General features: G+C 37.8%; 20 protein-coding genes. 6 read left to right on the plus strand and 14 right to left on the minus strand.

Annotation, left to right across the window (positions count from 1 at the left end):
• Window positions 1-354: 354 nt before the first annotated feature.
• The gene (locus GVN22_RS12780; RefSeq protein WP_166551415.1) at window positions 355-1728 is read left to right on the plus strand and encodes an MATE family efflux transporter; all 1374 of its coding nucleotides are present in this window, start codon (window positions 355-357) and stop codon (window positions 1726-1728) included.
• Between the two features lie 223 nt (window positions 1729-1951).
• Here GVN22_RS12780 and GVN22_RS12785 read toward each other — a convergent pair whose 3' ends face one another.
• The 5 genes from GVN22_RS12785 to hemN form a co-directional block, all read right to left on the minus strand.
• Window positions 1952-2467 carry an ankyrin repeat domain-containing protein gene (locus tag GVN22_RS12785; protein ID WP_166551416.1) on the minus strand — a complete coding sequence of 172 codons (516 nt, stop codon included), beginning with the start codon at window positions 2465-2467 and terminating at the stop codon, window positions 1952-1954.
• Between the two features lie 12 nt (window positions 2468-2479).
• On the minus strand, window positions 2480-3778 hold the full coding sequence (gene hemA, locus GVN22_RS12790; RefSeq protein ID WP_166551417.1) for a glutamyl-tRNA reductase: 1299 nt from the start codon (window positions 3776-3778) through the stop codon (window positions 2480-2482).
• A gap of 95 nt (window positions 3779-3873) precedes the next feature.
• On the minus strand, window positions 3874-5397 hold the full coding sequence (locus tag GVN22_RS12795) for a catalase (protein ID WP_166551418.1): 1524 nt from the start codon (window positions 5395-5397) through the stop codon (window positions 3874-3876).
• 327 nt (window positions 5398-5724) lie between these two features.
• Window positions 5725-7098 carry a tryptophanase gene (locus GVN22_RS12800; protein WP_166551419.1) on the minus strand — a complete coding sequence of 458 codons (1374 nt, stop codon included), beginning with the start codon at window positions 7096-7098 and terminating at the stop codon, window positions 5725-5727.
• 453 nt (window positions 7099-7551) lie between these two features.
• Window positions 7552-8916 (minus strand): oxygen-independent coproporphyrinogen III oxidase, encoded by a 1365-nt coding sequence (hemN, locus tag GVN22_RS12805; RefSeq protein ID WP_166551420.1) that lies wholly within the window; start codon window positions 8914-8916, stop codon window positions 7552-7554.
• Between the two features lie 357 nt (window positions 8917-9273).
• Here hemN and GVN22_RS12810 point away from each other — a divergent pair, with 357 nt between their 5' ends.
• The 4 genes from GVN22_RS12810 to GVN22_RS12825 all read left to right on the plus strand — a co-directional run bounded on the left by GVN22_RS12810 (window position 9274) and on the right by GVN22_RS12825 (window position 12885).
• The gene (locus GVN22_RS12810; protein ID WP_166551421.1) at window positions 9274-9801 is read left to right on the plus strand and encodes an RNA methyltransferase; all 528 of its coding nucleotides are present in this window, start codon (window positions 9274-9276) and stop codon (window positions 9799-9801) included.
• A gap of 250 nt (window positions 9802-10051) precedes the next feature.
• The gene (locus tag GVN22_RS12815; protein WP_166551422.1) at window positions 10052-10438 is read left to right on the plus strand and encodes a hypothetical protein; all 387 of its coding nucleotides are present in this window, start codon (window positions 10052-10054) and stop codon (window positions 10436-10438) included.
• Between the two features lie 159 nt (window positions 10439-10597).
• A complete protein-coding gene (locus GVN22_RS12820) occupies window positions 10598-11518 on the plus strand; it encodes an ABC transporter ATP-binding protein (RefSeq protein WP_095167401.1) in 921 nt (306 codons plus the stop codon).
• A gap of 41 nt (window positions 11519-11559) precedes the next feature.
• On the plus strand, window positions 11560-12885 hold the full coding sequence (locus GVN22_RS12825; protein ID WP_166551423.1) for an ABC transporter permease: 1326 nt from the start codon (window positions 11560-11562) through the stop codon (window positions 12883-12885).
• A 339-nt stretch (window positions 12886-13224) separates the two neighbouring features.
• On the opposite strand, the gene GVN22_RS12830 is transcribed toward GVN22_RS12825, so the two are convergent.
• The 7 genes from GVN22_RS12830 to GVN22_RS12860 form a co-directional block, all read right to left on the minus strand.
• Window positions 13225-13986, minus strand: coding sequence for an MBL fold metallo-hydrolase (locus tag GVN22_RS12830; protein ID WP_166551424.1), 762 nt, complete (start codon window positions 13984-13986; stop codon window positions 13225-13227).
• A gap of 157 nt (window positions 13987-14143) precedes the next feature.
• Window positions 14144-14515, minus strand: coding sequence for a response regulator (locus GVN22_RS12835; RefSeq protein WP_095167395.1), 372 nt, complete (start codon window positions 14513-14515; stop codon window positions 14144-14146).
• 269 nt (window positions 14516-14784) lie between these two features.
• Complete coding sequence (locus tag GVN22_RS12840; RefSeq protein WP_166551425.1) at window positions 14785-15978, minus strand: TlpA disulfide reductase family protein; 1194 nt, start codon at window positions 15976-15978, stop codon at window positions 14785-14787.
• Between the two features lie 211 nt (window positions 15979-16189).
• Window positions 16190-16708: a DUF2911 domain-containing protein gene (locus GVN22_RS12845; protein WP_095167391.1), complete on the minus strand. Its 519-nt coding sequence runs from the start codon at window positions 16706-16708 to the stop codon at window positions 16190-16192.
• Window positions 16709-16827: 119 nt separating this feature from the next.
• A complete protein-coding gene (locus tag GVN22_RS12850) occupies window positions 16828-17667 on the minus strand; it encodes an SdiA-regulated domain-containing protein (RefSeq protein ID WP_166551426.1) in 840 nt (279 codons plus the stop codon).
• 154 nt (window positions 17668-17821) lie between these two features.
• Window positions 17822-18121: a SelT/SelW/SelH family protein gene (locus tag GVN22_RS12855; protein ID WP_166551427.1), complete on the minus strand. Its 300-nt coding sequence runs from the start codon at window positions 18119-18121 to the stop codon at window positions 17822-17824.
• A gap of 88 nt (window positions 18122-18209) precedes the next feature.
• Entirely contained in the window at window positions 18210-20441 is a 2232-nt protein-coding gene (locus GVN22_RS12860; protein WP_370520413.1) for a DUF5916 domain-containing protein, read from the minus strand.
• A gap of 470 nt (window positions 20442-20911) precedes the next feature.
• On the opposite strand from GVN22_RS12860, the gene GVN22_RS12865 reads away from it, so the two are divergent.
• Window positions 20912-22330 (plus strand): APC family permease, encoded by a 1419-nt coding sequence (locus GVN22_RS12865; protein ID WP_166551428.1) that lies wholly within the window; start codon window positions 20912-20914, stop codon window positions 22328-22330.
• A gap of 323 nt (window positions 22331-22653) precedes the next feature.
• Here the strand turns inward: GVN22_RS12865 and GVN22_RS12870 are convergent, their stop codons facing one another.
• Entirely contained in the window at window positions 22654-23319 is a 666-nt protein-coding gene (locus GVN22_RS12870; protein ID WP_166551429.1) for an HAD family phosphatase, read from the minus strand.
• A gap of 103 nt (window positions 23320-23422) precedes the next feature.
• Window positions 23423-24592, minus strand: a complete 1170-nt coding sequence (locus GVN22_RS12875; RefSeq protein ID WP_166551430.1) for a PLP-dependent aspartate aminotransferase family protein — start codon at window positions 24590-24592, stop codon at window positions 23423-23425.
• Between the last annotated feature and the right edge of the window lie 158 nt (window positions 24593-24750).

Raw genomic sequence — 24750 nt, forward strand, 5'->3', positions numbered from 1 at the left:
ATCCTGCTAAATTTTATTTAAACGCCATTTTTCAAGAAAACTCTTCACTATCTTGACTTGTTTTAGGTTGTAAATCCTTTATTTCAAATCATTTAGCCGTGTAAAGAAAGACAAAATACTCTTTATTTCTCTGAAAAGATTTTTTAGAACATTCTACAAAAAGTCCTAAATCTTATTACCTTTGCAACAGCAACCTCAAACAGGCTTTAAGCCACAGATGCCCATGATTTTCTAATATTTAGTCCCCACGCGGTACTTTATTTTCCCCTCCCATTTTCCTAGTCAAAAACTAGGCTTTTCTCTTTAGAGAAAGATATATCATTTTACCATTATCTTGTCGTATCGTAATTTTCAATGAAAAAATACATTGAACTATTCCTCGAAGCTATTCGTGGAGAAGAACAGAATTATACTCAAATGAGCATCAATCGTGCGATTTTTCTTTTATCTATTCCTATGATATTAGAAATGATCGGAGAATCCCTCTTCGCGATTGTGGATGCCTTTTTTGTATCTAAAATTAGCATAGAAGCCATCGCTACCGTTGGTTTGACCGAATCGGTACTTACCCTGATTTATTCGGTTGCCATAGGTCTTAGCTCGGCAGCTACTGCCATTGTTTCGCGCCGAACAGGCGAAGGAAACCCCGAAGCGGCCGCTCATGCCGTTTCACAAGTAATTCTTATTTCCTTGGTTTTATCGGCACTCGTTGGAATCCCTGGGGCAATTTTTGCCGAACAAATTCTCGCACTTATGGGAGGCGAACCTCATTTGATTGAACAAGGAGCCTTGTTTACTCGCTTGATGTTTATTAGTAGTCCTGCTGTAATTTTACTTTACACACTCAGCGGTGCATTGCGTGGTGCTGGAGATGCCTCTACGGCGATGCGCTCGATTATTTTGGCCAATATCATCAACATGGCTCTCGATGCTGTATTGATTATGGGATTAAAATTTGGAGTTGAAGGCGCAGCTATTGCCACTACCACCGGTAGAACTATTGGCGTATTGTACCAATTATATTCTTTACAAAAAGGTCAAGGTAATCTCCGTCTGGAATTGAGATTACTCAAACCAGACTGGGCTGTCCTCAAAAACTTGATTGCTATTGGTTCGGGTGGTACAGGGCAATTCTTGATTCAGTCGGCAAGTTGGATTTTCTTAACAAGAATTATTTCAAGTTTCGGAAGCGACGCCGTTGCAGGTTACACCATAGCTATTCGTATTATCGTGTTTACGATTTTGCCAGCTTGGGGAATGGCGAATGCCGCCGCCACCTTGATGGGACAAAATTTGGGAGCAAATCAGCCTGACCGTGCCGAAAAATCTGTTTGGAAAACTGCTTTTTACAATATGATATTTCTATTGTTGGTAGGCTTATTGTTTTTAGGTTTTGCAGAAAACTTCATTTCGATTTTCAACAATAACCCCAAAGTAGTAGAAGTAGCTGTATTGTGCTTGCAAATCATGAGTGCAGGCTATCTCTTTTTCGGCTATGGCATGGTCATCGGACAGGCGCTCAATGGTGCTGGCGATACTCGAACCCCAACGATTATGAACTTTATTTGTTTCTGGCTTATCGAAATTCCTTTGGCATATCTGATGGCGCAATACTGGCATTGGGGACCTCTTGGAGTATTCTTATCCATCGCCATTGCCGAGTCTATTTTGGCATTGATGGGTATTTATTTCTTCAAAAAAGGACGCTGGAGAACGATGAAGGTGTAAATTGAGTGAATGAGTGATTTTTTAGGAAGGAATTTCTTTGTAGAGACGCAATGCTTTGCGTCTAAAGAGGTATCTTTCTGAAATATAGTATCAAAAAAGGGGGTGGAATTTATTTTCCGACCCCTTTTTTGATATGTGACTCAGCCTTAGACGCAAAACATTGCGTCTCTACTGAAGGCATACAAATTTTTACAATAATGACTCATGTGTGTTAAACTCTATTTTACTTCAAAAGCTCCGCTATTTCAGTATTTTCTTGCATCAAGGCATTTTTGAGAGGAGTATTTCCAAAACGATCTTGGAGTTGTTTGTTGGCTCCCGCCTGCAATAATACTTTGACTAAAGAAAGGTGCCCAAACGTGGCTGCAAAACTCAACGCTGTAGCACCGTTTCCATTCTGAATATTAGGGTTCGCCTTGTTTTCTAATAACAATTGTGCGATTTCGGTATATCCTTTAAAACTAGCCCCCATTAAGGCAGTATTGCCTGAGGCATCTGCTATATTGGTATTTGCCCCTTTCTCTAATAAAAACTTTACCACTTCTACTTGTTGATTATACACTGCCAAAATCAATGGTGTAAAGCCTTTATGATCTTGAGTATCGACAGAAACTCCTTGTTTTAACAGAGATTCTACCATTGTTTTATCGCCTTCACGACAAGCATTCCAAATAGATTGCTGTGCTTGGGTTGTATGTATGATGAGAGTGAAACACAATACAAAAAGTATATTTTTCATAATATTAAAAGCCTAAAAGTGGTAAATATTGTTGAGTTGTTGAACCGATGAGACAGATTCTGGCAAATTCATACTTTTGAGACTTACGGCTGGTGTTTTAAGCAATGAAGCCACAATAGAATCAATAACTCCTTCTGGTAACTCTTGATGATGCTGTTGTAGTTTTTCTTGAATAGTAGACTTATAATGTTGTTTCAAGGAAGCCAAAAACTGATTGATAGGTAATGAATCATGCCATTTCATAAATTGTGCTAACTCTTGTCCAATAATCGTTTGAACGTCGCTAACGGCGGCTTGGCTTTCGGCCTTGTTTACCTGAATTTTTTCGACCAAAGTATCTATATTGATCAATTGTACGGCTTGGCTTGTAGAATCAGACAACGAGATACTCGCAGGAACAGCCAAATCAATCAATACTTTAGGGAAATGAGCTTTGGTAAAAAAGTGATCCTGAATTAAATCTTTTACGCCAATACTTGAAATTACCACCTCAAAATCTGAAAAATACTGAGGTATTTCTGAAAAAGGAAGATAACAATAAGACTCCTTTAACTTAGCAAGCGTTTGGGCTTTTTCGATAGTGCGATTGGCTATCACAACGTTTGCAAAACCTTGTGACACCAAATATTTGACCACATCTTTGGCGATTTCTCCCGCTCCCAATAGCAAAAGCTTTGCTTGTTTGCCTACAAGTCTTCTGGTGTGCTCCACTGCCAAATAACTAGTAGATTGTGAACCTTTCAAAAATGCTGTTTCATTGTTCGTACGTTTAAAAGCACGAAAAACCTGTTGAAACAGTCGTTCAAATACACCCGAAACAAGCCCCATGCTTTGACTCTGTAAATAAGCACTTTTGACTTGCTGAATAATTTGTTTATCACCCAAAACCATCGAATGTAATCCTGTAGCTACTTCCATAATGTACTGAGCTGACTCATGAGTTGATTCAATGATTTTAAGTAAATGTCCACTAATCCATACATTTTTGAAAGTCAATATCTGTTCAATCATGTCTTTTGCTGTTGTAGTTTCTGACTCAAAATACAATTCAGTGCGGTTACAAGTCGACAGAAGCACCAAGGATTTTACATCTTCATGTGCTTGAAAACTTGTCAAAAAGGTTTGCACCTCCTCCTCTGAGAATTGTAATTGTCCACGAACTGCAACATCAGCAGTTTTGTATGAAAGCGAAATGACTTTGATAGATTGCATGGTTTGATGGGTCATTTTAGGCAAGGGTGATAAGGTTACAGGCATTAGTGTTCGTTTGAATGATACCTTTATTTCCATTTGCAAAATATCTTTCTTCATCCTGCCCGATGTTGTTTGATATTGAGTAAAGGAAAACTACAGTTACCCATAAAAGACTACTCATGCCTATTGCCTTTTTGCCTAATTACTATAAATTATTTTCTAAACAACGCTTCAACTTCCTCACGACTAAAGTTTAGGGCTTTTGCCAAACGAGTACCATAATCAGCATCTGCTAGGTAGAAATAGCCAACCATTTTGCGAGCTACATCCTTGTTTTTCACAGCAGCCAAATCTCCAGATAAGTTTTTAATCAAACTCGCCTTATCTGTTTCTGACAAAGAGCGATAAAAATCTCCTGCTTGTTTGAAATCATTCGGCTTTGTGATTCTTTGCTGAACTGTAGTCACATTGGTAAACTTAGAAACTGAATATTTGTATTGTGCATTGTCAGCCAGAGCATCAGCCGAAACACTTGGCTGATAGTTTACATCAGAAGTTTTGTGGCGATTGCTAAAAGCACCATCTTGGTTGTAAGTATTTACAGCCACTTTTGGGGCATTAACAGGAAGCTGTTGAAAATTGCCTCCGATGCGGTGACGTTGCGTATCGGTGTAAGAAAATAAGCGACCTTGCAAAAGTTTATCTTCAGATGGCTCTATGCCCGGTACCAAATTGGCAGGAGCAAAAGCCGACTGCTCAACCTCTTCAAAGAAATTATCGGGTACACGGTTTAAAGTCATTTTACCAACCTTTGTCAATGGAGCAATCGACTCAGGCCAAACTTTTGTTACGTCAAGCGGATTAAAATCAAATTTGTCTAAATCTTCTGGTTTTAAAATTTGTACATATAAATCCCAAGACGGGAAGTGTCCTTTTTTAATATTGTCATACAAATCTACCGTAGCATGCTGAAAATCTTGGGCTTGTACTTTGGCAGCTTCATCAGCAGTAAGGTTTTTTACACCCTGATTCGTTTTCCAAGTATATTTTACATAACTCACTTCGCCTGCTTCATTTACCCATTTGAATGCATGAACACTCGACCCATCCATTTGACGGTAATTAGCAGGAATACCGAAATCAGAATAAACACGCGTCAACATGTGAGTACCTTCTGGAATATGCGAGAAGAAATCAAACACACGGTTGGGGTCTTGCTTATTGTAAATGGGCGACGGCTTGAAAGCATGCACCATATCAGGAAATTTGATGGCATCGCGAATAAAAAATACGGGAAGGTTATTCCCTACGATATCATAATTTCCTTGCTCAGTATAAAACTTCGTCGCAAAACCACGAGGGTCACGTAAAGTTTCTGGTGAACCATTTCCGTGAACTACTGTCGAAAAACGAACAAATACAGGCGTTTTTTTACCCTTAGAAGCAAACAAAGCCGCTTTGGTATATTTTGAAAATTCACCTTCTGAAACAAACTCACCATAAGCCCCAGCACCACGTGCATGTACCACACGCTCAGGAATACGCTCACGGTCGAACGAGGCTAGTTTTTCAATCAAATGAATGTCTTCTAGCAATACTTGTCCATTTTGTCCAATTGTTTTAGAGTTTTGATTATCGCCAACTGGAGAACCATTATTAGTAGTTAGGGGGGCTTGTGCAACTGCGACTGTCGATGATAATAAGGCTAAAGCAGCAATTTTTAAGGATCTATTCATGTGTTTGTTAATAACTGTTGTGTTATGTTTACATGACAAAATTGCTGTTTTGAAAACTATAAATCAAATTGATATTTTATATGAAGCTATAGATTTTAATTATACATTATATCTATAGAAATTCCCAAACCATAGATATAGTCTATATTACAGGCATTTACAACTTGTTTTATTTTTGTAAAAAAAGGTCATTTATTAACAGATTTCAGGAGTAAATCATAAAAATAAAATACCTGTAAAATAAAAAAGTCATAGATACGACAGAAAACCAACTCAATTGAGTACTGTCGTATCTATGGCGCTGATGAAAAAGGATGGTTTACGATGCTACTCTACAAAAGCAAATCGAGCAGTGAAATGTCGTAGCATTGGGGCTTCATAAGTTAATTTTACGCCTTTAAGTTTTTCTCTTTCTTGAAAAACCTCAATAATCACCTCAGCTACATAGTCTATATGACTTTGGGTATATACACGACGAGGAATCGCCAAACGCACTAATTCCATCGCAGCAGGCACAAGCTTTCCATTTTCATCATATTTACCAAACATCACACTACCAATTTCACAAGCACGCACGCCACCTTTTTGGTACAATGCAATCGCTACAGACTGTCCTGGATATTGTTCTACTGGAATATGTGGACAAAAGTTTTTAGCATCTAAATAAATCGCATGACCGCCCGTTGGACGCATAATTGGCACTCCAGCCTCGATTAATTTATCACCCAAATATTCGACACTACGAATACGGTAATGCAAATAATCTTCATCCAGAATTTCTTCTAGTCCCTGAGCAATAGCCTCTAAATCACGACCAGCCAAACCTCCATAGGTGGGAAAACCTTCAGTCACAATCAAAACATTGCGACATTGCATAGCCAAGTTTTCATTATTCATCGCCAAAAAACCTCCAATATTTACCAAAGCATCTTTTTTGGCACTCATGGTCATACCATCGGCATAGCTAAACATTTCTTGGCAAATAGATAAGATACTTCTATCAGCATAGCCTTGTTCACGTTTTTTGATAAAATAGGCATTCTCTGCAAAACGACAAGCATCAATAAACAAAGGCAATCCATATTGATCACATACTGCACGAACGTCTTTGACATTTTGCATCGACACTGGCTGACCTCCGCCAGAGTTGTTTGTCACCGTAATCATCACCATTGGGATATGTTCGACGCCAGTGGCTTCGATAAATTCACGTAGTTTTTCTACGTCCATATTACCCTTAAAATCTGCAATAACTTCTGGGCGCTTACCATCTTCATTGAGCAAATCAACGGCGTTGGCTCCTGAAAACTCAATATTGGCACGAGTGGTATCGAAGTGAGTATTATTAGGAATAAATTTTCCCTCTTGTCCAACAATCGAAAACAGAATTTTCTCAGCCGCACGCCCTTGGTGCGTCGGAATTACATATTTCATACCCGTAATCAACTTGACCATTTCCTCAAAACGGTAAAAACTACGAGAACCAGCATAGCTTTCGTCACCATCCATGATGCCTGCCCATTGCTTAGCACTCATGGCAGAAGTACCACTATCGGTTAACAAATCGATAATAATATCCTCTGCTTTGATAAGAAATGGGTTATAGCCAGCGTCAGCTAAAATATGCTCACGCTCCGATGCTGTCGTGAATTTGATGGGTTCTACTGCCTTTATTCTGAATGGTTCAATAATCGTTTTCATAAAATTTGAAGAATAATTATCATTGAAAGACGATGAGCTAAGGCATGGTTTTTACCCAAAGTGACGCAAGATTTTGCATCGCTTCGAGAATACCCAAAACCCCATGAAAGATTGTTCAAGACACAAAGTATTGTATCTCTACAAAATCATCCAATAGACTTTCGTCTCTCAGTGAAATGAGATTAATAAAAAAGAAAAGCGAAAAATTAGCAAACAGACAAGGCGAAAGCGTCTCTATCCTTGATATTCTGGAAGAGCGACTTTGAAGTGAATAAAGATGAAATGAATAAATCCATAGTAGGTATGAATTTGATTAGGTTTATTTGTAGGTGCAAAGATAGTTTATTTGAGGGGATAGGCAAGAGGCACTAGGCATTAGTTAATATACATGAGAGTTCTTCACTTACAGTATTCAACTGTTGCCTCCTTGCCTGTTCCCTCTCCCCTATAATACTATATCGTCTGCGAAAAAAGCCTGTGCTGAGGGTTTTCTCTAATCATGCGCATGTCAAACGCCATGCAGATATTGCGAATAAATGTTTTGCCTGCTTCCAATACTTCTAAGCGGTTGTCGTGCAAAACAATCAAATCGTCTTCTATAAATGGTTGAAGTCTTTCGAAAAGCGCTTCTTTTTCTTCAAAAGTCCAAGTTTCTGTATCCCAAGATGTTTTGAAACGGCAAATCAGATTAAGAATTTGCTCTCGAATTTTCAGGTCTTCTTGGTTCAAAATATGTCCACGATGAAGAGGGAGTTTATTTTGATTGATACAATCCATATAAGTTTCAATTTCTTTCACATTTTGGGCAAAAGCAGTCCATGAGTCGCTGATAGAAGATACCCCTAAACCAATCATCACTTTAGTCTGTGTGGTGGTATAGCCCATAAAATTGCGATTGAGTGTCCCATTTTGGCGCGCTATATACATTGAATCACTTGCCAATGCAAAATGGTCCATACCAATTTCGAAATAACCATTGGCCTCCAACATCGCTCTACCTTTTTCATACAGCTGACGTTTCAATGCAGGACTTGGGAGGTCTTCATCCTTGAAACCACGCTGACCATTGCCTTTAATCCAAGGTACGTGAGCGTAGGAATAAAACGCAATACGGTCAGGTTTGAGCGCAATCGTTTTTTGAATTGTGTCCTCAATACTTTCCAAAGTCTGAAAAGGTAATCCAAATACCAAATCATGACTAATAGAGGTATAGCCAACTTTTCGGCTTAATTCTGTTACTTGTTTTACCTGTTCAAAAGGCTGAAAACGATGTATGGCAGTTTGTACTCTCAAGTCATAATCTTGCACGCCATAGCTAACACGGGTAAAACCTAATTGATGTAATACCTCCAAATGTTCGGCTGTGGTATTGCCAGGATGCCCTTCAAAACCAAATTCTATTTCATCTGCTAATGTGGCTTTTGCTAAAATGCCCTTCACCAAGCGAGCGAGATTTTGGGGCTTGAAAAAACTTGGCGTACCACCTCCAAAGTGTATTTCAGCGATTCGTGGAGTTTCGGATAATAAAGCGGTGTACATATCCCATTCCTTCAAAAGGGCATCTACATAAGGTTCTTCTACCGAATGGTTTTTAGTGATACGTTTGTTACAACCACAAAAAGTGCACAGACTTTCACAGTAAGGCAAATGGATATATAGGCTAATTCCTTGGTGGTTGCTTTCAGCAAAACTTTTCTGCAAGCTTTCTATCCAAGCTGTCTCGGTAAATTGTTCTACATGCCAAAATGGAACCGTAGGATAACTTGTGTAGCGTGGACCAGGAACATTATATTTTTGGATAAGACTTAGCGTTGACATAATATTGATTACATTATTTTCTCTCAAAACTAAAATGAATCGAAAGCCTTCAGAATGATTTTTATCATACGCAAAACTGATTAGGATGACCAAGCCCTAGCAAGCAACTGGTTTGGATTGAATATATCTTTGCTTGAAGTTCAAAAATCTTTGGTTTTCATATCGTTGTTGTAACTTTGCCTTCACAACGAAACAGATAGATGGTTAGTTAATTTGATAAGAGAGTAAGAATATGAATAGTTGCGGCACAATCGAACGCAAAATTTGAGACAACTTCTCACTTTGTGCCTATGTGCCTTTTCACTTATTCACTTTTAAAAATTTACGAACCAGCATACATATTTTAAATCAAAAAAAATGCGTAAATTATCCATGGATGAGCTCAATCGCTTATCTGCCGAAGAGTTTAGAGCTATCGAAAAATTGCCTTATATTTTAATCTTGGATGACATCAGAAGTATGAATAACGTAGGTTCGGTATTTAGAACAGCTGATGCTTTCAAAGCAGAAAAAATTTATCTCTGTGGAATCACGGCAACGCCACCGCACAGAGAAATACAAAAGACAGCGCTGGGTGCTGACGAAACTGTTGATTGGGAACATGCGCCAGATGTAGTGGCATTAATCGCAAAACTACAGGCAGAAGGCTATACTGTAATTGCGATTGAACAAGTCGAAGGCAGTACTTCGTTACTAGATTTTCAGCCGAAAAAGACCGAAAAATATGCCTTTATCTTCGGGAATGAAGTTTTTGGTGTGAACGAAACAGCCGTAAAAAATGCTAATTATTGTTTAGAAATTCCCCAATATGGTACCAAGCACTCATTGAATATTTCGGTTACAGCAGGAATTATTTGCTGGCATTATGTGGCAGGAATCCAATAAGTGAGGAGTGTTGAATGTTGAGTTTAGAGTTTTTTACAAAAAATCAACCTTCGTTTGTTAAAAAAAGATTTGTATAAATCTACTTCTCAAAACCCTTTATTATTCAAGCATTTCTAAGAAAAAGAATAATCTAATGTTAAATTTTGAGCCCAAAGTGAAAACTTAATACAAATTACTTTTTTCGCTTTGGGCATTTTTATACTTTCGATTTATTAATAATTATTTAACAATATCTTAATATTAACCTGTCATGAAATCTGATAAAAAGCAACTCGTTGACGAAATATCGGCTTTGATTTTGTCTAACCTCAAAGGCCTTAATGAAAAAAGTGCTAAGAAATTAGTTAAAACTGTAGACAAAGCTTCTGAAGAAATCGCTAAGAAATATGCGAAACTTCAAAAAGACGAAGAAGAAGCTAAAGAAAAAGCTGAGAAAAAAGCAGCAGAAAAAATTAAAGAACAATCTAAAAAAGTAGCAAAAGCTAAAGCTAAAGAAGCAGAAAAAGCAGCATTTGATGCAAAAATCGCTCTTGTAACAGGCTCAGAAGCAACAGAAGCCCCTGCCAAAAAATCTTCTAGCAAAAAATCATCAGCTCCAGTAGTAGAAGAGGCGCCATCTTCAGAATCAGCAGAATAATACCGAAACAAATACCTTTTATCACAAGAATCGAAGAGTTTGTCAAAAAGAATCACGACTTTTGACAAACTCTTTTTCTTTTGTATCTCAATAGGCACAACGACAAAAGAAAATCTCGTTCAAACCTACAATCATTCCAAAACTAAACCCTCCTAGCTTATGTCAATTATACTTGAAGCGCAAAATGTAGTTAAGCGTTATGCTGGACATACTGCTCTCAGTGGCGTTTCGATTCAGGTACCTCAAGGCTCTATCTTTGGTCTTTTGGGTCCTAATGGCGCTGGCAAAACTTCTCTTATTCGTATTATCAATCAAATCACTGGTCCAGATGAAGGTCAAATTATCTTGGACGGTGAAAGACTCCAACCCAAACACATCGAAGTAATTGGCTATCTGCCCGAAGAGCGTGGTCTTTACAAAAAGATGAAAGTAGGCGAGCAACTTTTGTACCTTGCCCAACTCAAAGGTATGCCCAAAGCTGAAGCCGTCGAAAAACTCAAAGCTTGGTTTATCAAATTTGATATTAAAGGTTGGTGGGACAAAAACGTTGAAGACTTGTCGAAAGGGATGCAACAAAAAACACAGTTTATTGCTACCATTGTACACGAGCCTAAACTGGTGATCCTTGATGAACCGTTCTCGGGCTTCGACCCAATCAATGCCAATTTGCTAAAAGATGAGATTTTAGCTTTGAAAGAAAAAGGAACTACCATCATTTTTTCAACGCACCGTATGGAGTCTGTTGAGGAACTATGTGACAATATTGCTTTAATTAACAAATCAAAAGTGGTATTGAGCGGAGAAAAGAAAGAAGTAAAAAATCGTTTTAGAGATAACACCTTCAACCTTGAATATTCTGGAGCACTCGCTCCGATTGAAGGAGTTTTTGAGATTCTCAGCGCCAAAAATGTAGAAGGTATTACCAAAGCAAAAGTGCGCTTATTGGATGGCACCAATGCCAATCAATTTCTTGGACAAGCTATACAGCAAGTAGACTTGAAAGCTTTCAACGAAAATATTCCTTCTTTTAACGAAATATTTATCAAAGTTGTGGGCGAAGATGCCAATACCATTTTATAGTCCATCAGTTATACCTACAACAATTTTAAACCTCAACTATCATGAATAAGATTTTACTCATCATACAACGGGAATATATTACCAGAGTTAAGAAAAAATCATTCTGGATTGCCTCGATTTTGGTTCCTTTTCTGATCGCAGCAGTATATACTATTCCAGTATTGTTATTTGTCAATTCTGATGATTCCAGAAACGTTATCGTATTGGACGACAGCAAATTGTTCAAAGGCAAACTTAACTCGGAAGGTGATTATACCTATATCTACAGTGAAAAAACCTTAGAAGAAGCCAAAAAAGATTTGAAGAAAAGCAATGATGATATTGTTGTTCATATCGAAAAAGACATTTTGACGAATCCTAAGGGTGTACAAATTTTAGGTAAAAAAACCGTTGGAATAGGCACACAACATGCTATTCAAGGCAAAATCCAGAATGAGTTAAGAAATATTAAGCTCAAAAATGCTGGGATTGACCTAAAAGTCCTTGAAGACAACAAAATCAATGTCGATGCCCAAACCTATACCCTCAACGAAGATGGTGGCGAAAAATCGAGTAATTCGGGTGGTGCTATGATTTTAGGAGGCATCTTTGGATTTCTACTATATCTCTCTGCCTTCTTGTATGGTTCACAGGTAATGAATGGCGTAATTGAAGAAAAAAGCAACCGCATTATCGAAGTCGTAGTGTCTTCGGTAAAACCATTCCAATTAATGCTTGGCAAAATCATCGGTGTAGGTATGGTTGGTCTTACGCAGTTTTTGCTGTGGGGAGTTTTGACCTTTACTGCTTCGACGGTTACCTCTTCTATCATGTCAGGTAAAATTGAGGAGAAAGTACAAGCCAAAGTAAAAGCAGGTCTTAGCAAAGACGAAATCAAAAAGTTTGAAGCAAGCGTAAAATCCGAAAATCCATTGAATAGTATCAGCGATGCTATCGAAAATGTATCGTTAGGAAAAATGATTTTCTGCTTCATTTTGTATTACTTAGGAGGCTATTTATTGTATAGCTCGCTATTTGCTGCCATAGGTTCGGCAGTAGAAAGCCCGTCGGAAGCTCAACAATTTATGTTTCCGGTCACAATTCCTATCATTTTATCTTTTATATTAGCACAATTTATTTTACAAAAGCCCGATAGTCCTATTGCATTCTGGGCTTCTATCATTCCACTAACTTCCCCAATCGACATGATGGTGCGTTTACCATTTGGCGTGTCGAACTGGGAAATAGCCTTATCACTAACACTCTTAATACTTGGATTTATTGGAACCACTTGGTTGGCGGGTAAGGTATACCGTGTAGGTATCTTGATGTATGGTAAAAAACCAAGTTGGAAAGAAATCACAAAATGGGTGTTTTACAAGGGATAATTGTATAAGCTTGAGGTCGAGAATATCCCCATGAACAACAAGAGTTGTTCTATTCAATTGCCAATTTTAGTTTGTTAATAACTGTAAATCCTACTGCCTTTGGCGGTAGGATTTCTTTTTGAGTCATTATTTCATAAAAAAAGCCCTTCACAAAGAAGAGCTTTGGGTGATTTCTTACAATAAATTATTGGTTGCATTCTAGAAGGTCTGTGTTACAATCGAGCCTTTCTATACCGCTATCAACTTAGTTTGCTAATAACTGTAAAATCAGTCATTAACAAAAGTTAAGCAATTTCTCCGTATTATCAAATGGTGCTCACTTATTTTAATTTTTCTTATTTACAAAACAAGTGATAATCCGTCATAGGCCAATCGAATGTTGGAAGGTAATTCTTCTTCTACATCTGAGTGCATTCCCATTTGGTGGCTAATGTGCGTAATATAACCCATATCTGGTTTTACTTTTTCAAAAACCTCAACCGCTTCAGATAATGAAAAATGAGAAAGATGTTTCTCTCTTCGAAGTGCACCCAATACCAATACCTTCACGCCTTTGACTTTTGCCAACTCATGCGCAGAAATATAGTTGACGTCGGTAATGTAAGCGAAATCGCCAATACGATAGCCAAACACAGGAAGTTTGTAATGTAATACCTCTATAGGCAAAAAACTAACCCCTTCTATTTCAAAAGGTTGGTTTTCGATAGGACAAAGATTGATTTGAGGAATACCGGGATAGCGTATTTCGGCAAAAGCGTAAGCAAACTCTCTTTTGATTTGTTCCAATACTTGATCACGACCGTAGACTGGCATATCTCTTTTCTGGAAAAAATTATATGCCCGCACGTCATCGAGTCCGGCGGTATGGTCTTTGTGCTCATGCGTAAAAATCACGGCATCGAGCGTATGGATACGTTCCCTTAACATCTGCTGACGAAAATCCGGTCCAGCATCAATCACAAAACTTTTTCCATCAACCTCTATATGGATCGCAGTGCGAAGACGTTTATCACGATAGTCCAATGATTGACACACTTCACAATTGCAGGCTATGACCGGAACGCCCTGTGAGGTACCTGTACCAAGAAAGGTAATTTTCATGTAGAATAGCGTTGGGAAGTTGGTAAAACCAACCCGTATCAAACAAAAATACCAAAGGACTAGTCAAGAAGACCAATCCTTTGGGACATCTTTTTATCAGAAAATTTTATGTAAACAATGACAAAACCGAAGTACTATCCATTTACAAAAACTGGTATTATTTCTCTGTAAGAGCCTTCACTTGAGCTACAAGAGCATCAAAGTTTAATGGCTTAGCCAACATATCGTTGAATCCCGCAGATTTAAAGTCATCCATCGTATAGTTACGAGCATTTCCTGTAATCGCGATAATTGGGATATTGGCTTTTTCAGCATCTGCTAACCCACGTACAGCTCTGGCGCAGTCCATTCCGTCCATTACTGGCATGTTGATGTCTAGCAATAAAATATCAAAATCTTCTTTTTCCATTGCATCTAATACCTGTTGGCCATTTTTCACAGAATGGATTTCAAAGTTTTGGAATTCCAAAATCTTCTTAGCAAGGTTTTGAATGACTGAGCTATCTTCAGCGATGAGGACTTTCTTCATATTTTTATGATAAATATTTGATTATTTTCGGGGTAAAGATATTACGACTTCAATATTGAGATTTTACTCCTTTTGTCTATAAAAGACTTAATTTATGTAAAAATACTTATTATTATGCAACTCTCTATCAATTTTTGAGACAAATTATCTTGAAATAAATGCGACTTACAACACCATTTAAGAGAATCTAAGCACTTTTGAATACTTCTTTTTGTCCTAAAGATTTATCCAAATGTTGACCAATTTAATAAAGATTTAGGAACTTTCCGTTATGGTGCGTCCTTAGTTATCTTTTTTTCTTCGTACAAAATCAAACAGTTCAAATCTACCACTCGCTCTGTGCCTTTCAACCCTAAGGTTTTCAGCTTATTAGGCACTACATCGTTGTAGTTTTGAAACCAGTCCAAATCTATCAAGGTAGTATCTGGAAGAGCTGTTTGGTTTAATACAGCCAAATTATTGACTAAGTGGGGGTTACTTTCTAAGTAACTCACTAAATCTTTGATTGTAAGTCCTTTCTGAATAATTCCTGTGCTATCGCTACTACTCACTACAACGCTCGAATCTGCCTTTTCCAAAACAAAGACCGTTTGACTTCTTGACTCAAATTTTGCCTTGAGTGGAAACAATTGCGCAAGTTGGTTCAATGCTAACTCAGGAACGCTTTTATCCATACTTTCTGGTATGTGAATCGTCAAACAATATTGATTGTTTGGGTCAGAAGCGTATTTGTTTTCGTCAGCAACCTCTAATTTAACCCTACTTTCTTTTTGATCATACAATATCTGATACATCAAAGGCAAGGTACAATTGGTAAATACCCAATGCTTTTCGGATTCCTTGATAAATTCAGTAGATTTTCCCTCTGCATAAGGACTCAGACTAATGCGCAATTCATTGGCATCAGGTGTATTTTTAGCATTCGAAAAAACAGTAGAAACTTTGTTTGGAGAGGTATTATTGTTTGTAGTAGCGATCGAATTGGTATTTTGAAACTCCTGTTTCATCACAATCTCTACTTTCTGATTTCGAATCAACTTTCCTACGATTTCGGCATCGATTTCGTCAGGAGCAGTAAATGCTTTTACGACCCCATTTTTATCGATTACAACCGTATGCGGAATAAAATGATGGAAAAAGAGTTCATTGAGTTTATGCCCCCAATCCATCCCAAATAGGACATTGTGGATATTGCGTTTGGCAATAAAGGCATCTACTTTATCACGGTTTTCGTCCGAAATGGCAATAATTTCAACAGCATTGCCATATTGTTTTTTGATTCGCTCAAAATGGCTCAAAGAAGGAATACAAGGAGCACAATAAGTAGCCCAAAACTCCAGAATAACGACTTTTCCTCGAAGTTCATGAAGGTTGATTACTTTCTCATTTCCTGAAGGAGTAATGACAGATACACCAAAGTCGGGACAAACTTTGCCAATAGTCGGAGGATCCACTTGTGACATAAAAGTTTGTGTCAAAGCGGACGTTGAAAGAAAAAGGAAATATAAAATAAAGGTTATATAACGCATAACAAATCTACAAGTCGTAGTTAGGTTATTCAAAATTACAGTAAAGCGTAGAATATTGAAAATATTTTTGGGTGTAGCCTATAAAAACAAAGTCTTTTGCCAAACAGACAAAAGACTTTGCATATCACTCTAAATAACTGATTTCTTATTTTACGTTAAAAGCTACTGCAGCTTTATCCCAAGCCAAAGTTACTTTACCTGAGTTTTCAGCAGTAATTGTAAATTTCTCTGTCATAGCACCTGCTTTTGCTGGTACTGTTACACGCAAAGCATCATCTGACTCTTTGTAGTCATACGCACCCCATTGGTTTGATTTTTTGTTGAAAATAATCACCCATTCTTTTTCGCCAGGAATAGAGAACAAAGCATATTTGCCTGCTTTCAATGCTTTTCCTTCAACTGTTACGTCTTTTGAAACTTCAAAAACTGTAGCTTCATTTGCACCAGTACGCCATACTTTACCATAAGGAGCCAAGTCACCAGCCCATACGTTACGACCTTTTACCGATGGTTGGCTATAGTCGATTTTGATTGTAGCGCCGTTTACTGTAGCTGTAGCAGTTGCTGGAGGAGATGGTCTTTTTGCTTTGTCACCTGCGCCATGTTGTGCTTTACCTACAAAAGCAATAAGAGTTAATAAGGATAAGAAAAGTAATTTTTTCATTTGATAAAATGGTTTTGATTGAAAGTACTAAATGCTATTTCATTTATGATATTAACGAAATTGAGGGCGAAAGTTCTTTAAAAACTTACTGAGTTTTTGATTTTTTCCCTGAACAACACCTATTTCACGCTTTTCGGAGAAAATTGTAAGATATAACCCGACTTCCCATTTCCTTCCGAGGAAATAAACAACTCACCCTGAGGCGTAAAGCATATTCCTTCTGGTTGTGTGTATAGGCTCGGATCTAAGTCAGTAATGGCTTTTTTGTGACCATCTTCTGCCAATACTAGTAGTTTTTTACCCTGTGATGCTATGATATACATATCCCCCGTTAAAGGATGAATTGCAATCCCTGAAGGACGAAATTCTTTACCACCTTTATCCGTTTTTACTTGAGCTTCGGGGATACCAATGTATTTGAACAAAGACTGATTGTTGAGATTATAGGCATAAATCATCTTTACATCGTCTTTGTCTTTGCTTCTTTGTTTGGCAGCCAACAACAGGTAATTCTTTTTAGGGTCATAGCTCAACCCTTCATATTCTTTAACGTCTTTGTGTGAGCAATCGAGGTCTCTTTCAAACGGTTCTTCGATTTTAAAACTATGAATTTTCCCATTACTCTTCATCACAAAAATCTCATCTCCAACAACCTCCACTCCCTCATAGTCACCACATTTTCCGAAATCGACTTTCTTGACAATTTCTTTTTTGACAAAATCGTAAATAAAAAGCGTTCCTTCTTCGTCGTTGACACAAGCCAATTGATTTTTCTTATAAAAGGACAAACCCGAAATTTCGTCGAGTGCTCTAGGTAATAGATACTTTTGTACAGGTTTGTTTAAGTTGTAGGGAATACTTTCACCTTTAATCTCTTCTTTTTCAGCTTTATCTGCTTTTTTGGCAGAACAAGCCACTAAGAGACCAAGAGTACAAAATCCCAAAATAAGTTTTTTCATAGGAGTTTCTTTATACGTGATGAATTATAGGATTGCGGATTTTGGATGTTGGATTTCGGAATTACAAACTACCTTCTTATTTTAAGAAACTGTATTTCAAGCATTTCTGAAATCCGTAATTGTTAAAGTCCTTAGGACAGAACCATTATTTACTTTAACTTTTGTTTTTATCCGAATGCCCAAGGCTTTTTTCTGGACAAACTTTATCTCGCACCAATTGCTTTAATTCTTTAATTTCGGGAAAACGTCCTTCTCGTTTTCGGTCAAAAAGAATTTCCTCTTCGACCATAATAGTAAATCGTCCTGCAATTTCGGAAGGAATCAACGCTACTTCGCCCAAATCCTCCGCAAAGGTAGTCAGTAACTCCTGAGCCATCCAAGCCGAACGCATTAGCCAATTACATTTCGGACAGTATTCTATCGACAAACGAGGTTTTATTCGGATTGTTGTCATTTTGGTATGAGTTTTAGAGGGTATAGGGGTTAGGCAAAAAGTTAAAATATTTTTCTGATGCCTCTTTGCCTAACCCCTATACCCTATTTTACACATTCCACCAATACGTCATTTTCAGAACGATGGCACGGTCTTTTATGCCGAAAGAGTTCGGAACATAATTGTCGGTGTACACCAAGAAAATATCCGATGCTGGTTTATATCGCCATTGTAAGCGTGTATTGAGGTTTACATTTTTTTGTTGCTCGTTGTATTGAAAATACGTTGTCCAATACAAGTTGTTGGTAAAAGTAATATCCACTTTCGAACGAACCAACCAAAATGTTTCGGATTGTTTTGAAACAATATCGGTCTTGCTGTTCATCACTGATACATTTTGAATATTGTTGTAGTCTGCGCCAACTGAAAAACTTACATAAGGCTGAAAACGATACCCTACAAGCCCTGTAATCCCCACGCGAGAGCCATCGCCATAATAGCCTCCTACTCGTGTAGACAAGGTGTATGTCAATAGTCTTTTAGAAGTAGAAACATAATCAAAACCCGCTGAATTCCATGAATGCTCACTTTGATTTGCTACATAATACTCGGAAGAATAAGGATTGAGCGGATTAAACTTAAACTGCAATTGCACATAATCTTTGGCTGTCCATAAAGTCAAGGCACTTCTATTTTTCATTTGAATCGCATAAGCGAAAACATTTGTGTAATCGGTTAGTTTGCTGTTGGTATTCCAATAATTGACAGATTCTACCGACGGTCCGTGTACAAATACCTTGCTTGAAGCACTTTTAGGGTATAACAAATAAGAAATATCTGGATCTATTTTGAAGTAACCTACACGAGGTACATATCCCACTTCAGCATTGTAGTTTTTTCCAACATATTCATGTTGCCACTGCACGACCCAATGGGTTCCATTATGAGTTAGGTTTACAGCCTGCACATAGTCATCACCCGAACTTGTAGTGTTTGAAGTAAGAGACTTCGGAGTAAATGATTTTAGCAATAACAATTTACCTGTCCATAGATTACTGGCTGAAGCCAAGTTGTATTCAAATCCAAGATTTCGATTATACTGAGTGTAGCCTATATGTTTGTTTTCATCGAAATTCAAAGACTCTTTATTCAAAAACATTAACCCGATATTCGAACGGGAAAATATCTTTTGTTGAAGTACCAAGGTCGAGAAGTTTTGGGTCGGTTTGTTGATTCCACTATTAGGGTCGGTTTGCATATCCATCAAACCAATACGTAAGTTATTATTGATTTTTCCACTCAAACGAGCGCCAAATTGAATTGGTGAACCCAAACCAATACGACGAGAAAAGAAAGGGCGAATAGTTTTGAATCCAAAGTTGTTGAACAAATCGGAGTTTTCGAGAAAAAATTGTCGTCTTTCAGGAAAAAACAACTCAAAACGGTCTAGGTTTGTTACTTGCTGGTCGACATCTACCTGTGAGAAATCAGGGTTTACCGTCAAGTCTAAATTCAGTGCCGAAGATACTGCGATTTTGGCATCTACTCCAACGTCTTTTCTGATCGTCGCATCAGTTCCCTTGGCGTAGTCTTTGTTTACACCCGTCAAGGCATACGGAATAATCGAGAAATTGTTTTTGGGCGTTGGCGGTGGTGTATCCCACACCAGAGAACCTGTATATGCCAAAGTAATACTGAAAAACTGTTTGGGAATTCGTGCCCATGAGGACTTTTCATTTGACTTTAAATCCAAACGGCTAAAATTCATTCCCCAACGAGTTTCTCCAGCTTTGTAACGAAGCGTTTTGAAAGGAATCGCAGCCTCCAAAATCCAGTAGTCACCCATATACTTAGTGGCGGAATACCATTTGTTATCCCAGTTTGGATTAAGGTTAGTTCCCTCCGAAATAATACCATCAAACTGTGCGCCTGCGGCATTGGTTCCAAAGACAAAACCATTGGTCAGGTCATTAAAAGGTTCTAAAATCAGCCATAGATTATCGTTATTCCCAAAGTTAAAATCCCTTTTCAAAGACTCTACGATGTAAGATTTATTCTTGATAGATTCATGGCAAATTGCCGCCACATACAAAAAGTGCTCGTCATAGGTAAAACGGAATTCAGTTTTACCCTGAGCCTTTGCTGTGTCTGTAGGAGTTATCATCCAAAAATCACCACCCAGTTGGGTATCTTTCCAAGCTGCATCGTCGAGATTTCCATCAATATGAATTTTACCTGTAGCAGGCTTGATATGATATTGAGTTGACTCATTAATTTTTTGGGCTTGAGTCATTAGAATGTTAATGAATAAAATAGAAAGTAGTAGTAAAGTTTTCTTCACAGTTTAGCTGTTGTTAAATGTTAAGGTAATCTAGCAAAGGTAAAATAATTACTTAGAAATATATGGTAAGGGTGTGATGCCTTATGAGGGAATTACTCACCGAATAAGTACTCAAGTACATCACAAAAAACAAACCTTAAAGCAATTTGATTAAAGTAATTCTTCACTTATCCATTATTTCATCAGTAAAAATACGTATTAAGAACCTCAAAATTAAGTCAGCTTTTTCGAATCACCTCCACAATTTCAGGATAGTTTTTACCTTTTAATCATTTTCTTATTTTATCCTATCTGGGCATTTACCAAGTATTTCTGCTAAAAGGTTATTTGGAACTAAAAGCCTTATTCAGTAATTTGTAGTACCGTGTGTTTGACAAATTGGCGTAATTCAAACTTTTACGCCACAGTTCACATACTTTTTTCACTTACTAAAAAGAAGTTTATCTCTTCTAAAATCAAACCCATTTTCTATGCAAAACAACTCCGAAAAACAAGGAAAACTCGTTCAAACTATCGGACTTACCTCGGCTATTGTACTTGTAATCAGCTCTGTAATTGGTACAGGAGTATTCAAAAAAATAGCTCCAATGTCTGCTGAGTTGCAGTCTCCTGGACTTGTTCTTACAGCTTGGCTTGTAGCGGGTTTAATTAGTTTGGCAGGTACGCTCAGCAATGCCGAAGTGGCAAGTATGTTGGCAGATTCGGGAGGAGATTTTGTGTATTATCGTAAAATTTACAATCGCTTTTTTGCCTTTCTTTTCGGCTGGACCAACTTTGCCGTTATACGTACAGCCTCGATTGCTTCTATTGCTTACGTGTTTGCTCAATCTCTGAATAGTTTAATTCCTATTCCTAACTCATCGCCCGAGATGAGCGAAATGAGTTTTTTAGGACTGCATTTTCTGGATAATCTAGGTATCAAACTTGTCGCTATTGCCTTAATCGTATTTCTCACATATTTTAATACAAAAGGTCTAAAACTGGGTGAAAAACTTAGTAATACCCTTGTGACTCTAATGATCATTGTCATGCTTGGCATTATCATTTTGGGACTTACTTCGAGTGTGGGCAACTGGGAATATCTCAAACAAAATAGTGTCAAATTCAATCCAGAAGAAATGCAAGGCGGTACTTTGTTCAAGGCATTGGCATTGGCATGTTTGAGTGCTTTTTGGGGATATGAAGGTTGGAATAGCGTAGGGTATATTGGTGGGGAAATCAAAAATCCACAAAGAAACCTTCCTTTGGCGCTGACCATAGGTATGATAATCATTATTGCAATGTATATGATGATGAACTTTGTGTACTTGTATATTTTACCAATTGACGAGTTTATCAAAATTCACGAGACAAAAAATGGTATTGGCGCTGTGGCGGTGGTTACGCATTTTCTTGGCTCATGGGGAGGCGTCTTGATTTCATGTTTGATTTTGGTGACTACCTTCAATTGTACTAGTAGCACGATTTTATTAGCATCTCGTCTATTTTATGCTATGTCGCACGAGAAAATGTTCTTTAAACATGTAGACTATATTCATCCTAAATATAATACACCTTCGAAGGCATTGGCTCTACAAGCCGTTTGGGCATCGTTATTGGTACTATCTGGAACTTTCGACCAGTTGACAGATATGTTGATTTTTGCTGCCTTTATTTTCTATGGGGCTACAACGTTTGGCGTATTTATATTACGTAAAAAAATGCCCGATGCGCCTCGTCCATACAAAGTAATCGCTTATCCATTTGTTCCTGCGATTTTTATTCTTTTCTGTATTGTTCTTTTAGTAAATACCTTGATGGAGCGTCCCAATGAAGCTTTAATTGGACTAGGACTCATGGCAACGGGACTTCCTTTTTATTTTTACTGGAAAAGTAAGGAGGGTAATTGATTTGGAGATTGGATGATTTGAAAATGGAATTATTGATGAGGTAGTTTGAAAGAGTAGCCCCGCTCTAAATGGCAACCGCAAGGGTTGCGACTACAATAATTTTATTTCAATGGCTACAACCTTCTACTTATTAAAAACAGGCGGTAAAACTTCGTTTTTTACCGCCTGTTTTTAATACAGCTATTTCAACATTTTCGTCATGGGTGAATAAATTCACCCACTAAGTGGAATTGTTGGTCGAGAACTGGTTATGCTATTAATTTTAACCCTAACCAATTATTAGATTTTCAAATTTCTAAATCGTCTAATTCTCAAATTAAAAATTATTCCACCCCCAACAACTCTACCAACGTATCGTAGCTGATGGTAGTAAAATCTGGTGCTTGTAAGTGCGTATGCGCCAACTCTTCAGCAGTATGAGAAGTTGTGATACCAATAACCTTCATTCCCGCGCTCAAACCAGCTTGGATTCCTTGCATAGCGTCTTCTGCTACTACACAATGTTCGATTGGTACACCTAATTTTTCGGCTGCTTTCAAATAAATATCTGGTGCTGGTTTGCCATTTTTTACCATCGATGCGTCTACAATTTCATCAAAATAATGACGAATACCAGCGTTGTCCAAAGTAAAATCAACATTGGCTGGCGGAGCAGAAGTACCTACTGCCAATTTCACACCTTTAGCTTTCAATGATTCCAAAAGCTCTACCAAACCATTGGCTGGCTTGATATGTGGCAAATAAATCGAGCGATAAATGACTTCTTTTTCTTCATTGAGAGCATGTGCCAATTCTGGTTCTACCTCACGTTTGAAGAAATAATTCATGGTATCTTGTGCGTTTTTACCATTCAAATTTTGAAAAAACTCCTCACGATTTAGAGGAATATTTTTATCAGCACAAAACTCCAACCATGCTGTTACATGAAACTCAAGGTTGTCGACTAAAACCCCGTCCATGTCAAAAATAAATGCAATTTGTGTACTCATAGAGATTGGGATAAGTTTGTCGTAGCAAAGCATTATCCATTATTGAAAAAATAGTTTTTTAAGAGTAGATAAAAGGAATAAAGCACAAAATGTTTTTACCTCTTTATGATATCACCTCTAAGGCTTGGTTTAAATCCTCCTGAAGCTCCTCGACACTTTCTAAGCCAATATACAAGCGCACCATACGATGCTCCTCATTGATTGAATCATAATTTTCTGGACGAATCCCAGCTGCCTTGGGCATCACTAAAGATTCATGTCCGCCCCAGCTTACTGCTAATAAAAAATGCTTTAGACCAGTGGCAAATTGCTCAATTTGCTCATACGATACAGGTGGCAACACAATAGTTAGTAACCCGCAAGCACCCGTCATTTGTTTCTGAGCCAATTCGTACTGAGGAAAATCGGTATCGAAAGGAAATATCACTTTTTCGATTTTCGGATGATTTTTCAGGAAAGGCAACAAAGCCATCGTACTTTCGGTAATATGCTTCAAACGGATAGACAAAGTTCGCAAGCCACGCAACAAAAGCCAAGCATTAAATGGTGAAAGACTCGTTCCTGAATTGGAAAGTTCTGAATCAAATATCTTTTTCAACCGAGCTTTCGAGCCCGTAATTACCCCCGCAACGGTATCTGAATGTCCAGAGATGTACTTGGTTGCCGAATGCAAACATAAGTCAATCCCATAAGCATGAGGATTCTGAAAAAGCGGCGTGCAATAGCTATTGTCTATTATAGTAGTAATGCCTCTGGCACGGGCAAAGTTCCCTACCGCTTCCAAATCCTGCAACTCAAAACTAAACGAATTGGGGGATTCGAGATAAATCAGAGTCGTATTTTCTTGTAAAGCCTCCTCAAAATTTCGAATATCTTTGCCATCCACATAAGTATGAGTGATATTGAATTTTGGCAATACAACTTCAAACATATTTCGAGCCCAAGAATAAGGCTGTCGAACCGAAATAATGTGATCCCCAGCTTTGACATTCGCCAAAATCGAACAAAAAATAGCCGAGCTTCCTGAGTTAGTTACAAGGGCATCTTCAGCACCTTGCAAGGCTGCCAGTTTTAGCCTAAGCATATCCACTGTCGGATTTTTGGCTTTGGTATAAATATAATCGCCCGCGTACTCGTCCTCAAAAGTTGAACGCATACTAGCAAAGTCCTTAAATGCAAAGTTGGAAGTTTGCATAATTGGCGGAGAAACAGCCTGATAATACAAATCACGCTCCTCGCCAAGTTGGTTGATGATTAAAGAAATGTCTTCCATAAGTTTTGTTTTTGAGGGGTTAGGGGTTAGGGAATATCTCAAATTTTCATAATAACTTTACTTCTTATCCTAATTTTTCCCTTTTTCCCTTTTTCCCTTTTTCCCTTTTTCCCTTTTTCCCTTTTTCCCTTTTTCCCTTTTTCCCTTTTTCCCTTTTT

The sequence above is a fragment of the Cellulophaga sp. BC115SP genome (assembly GCF_009905545.1).
In the GTDB taxonomy this organism is placed as follows: domain Bacteria; phylum Bacteroidota; class Bacteroidia; order Cytophagales; family Spirosomataceae; genus Flectobacillus; species Flectobacillus rivi.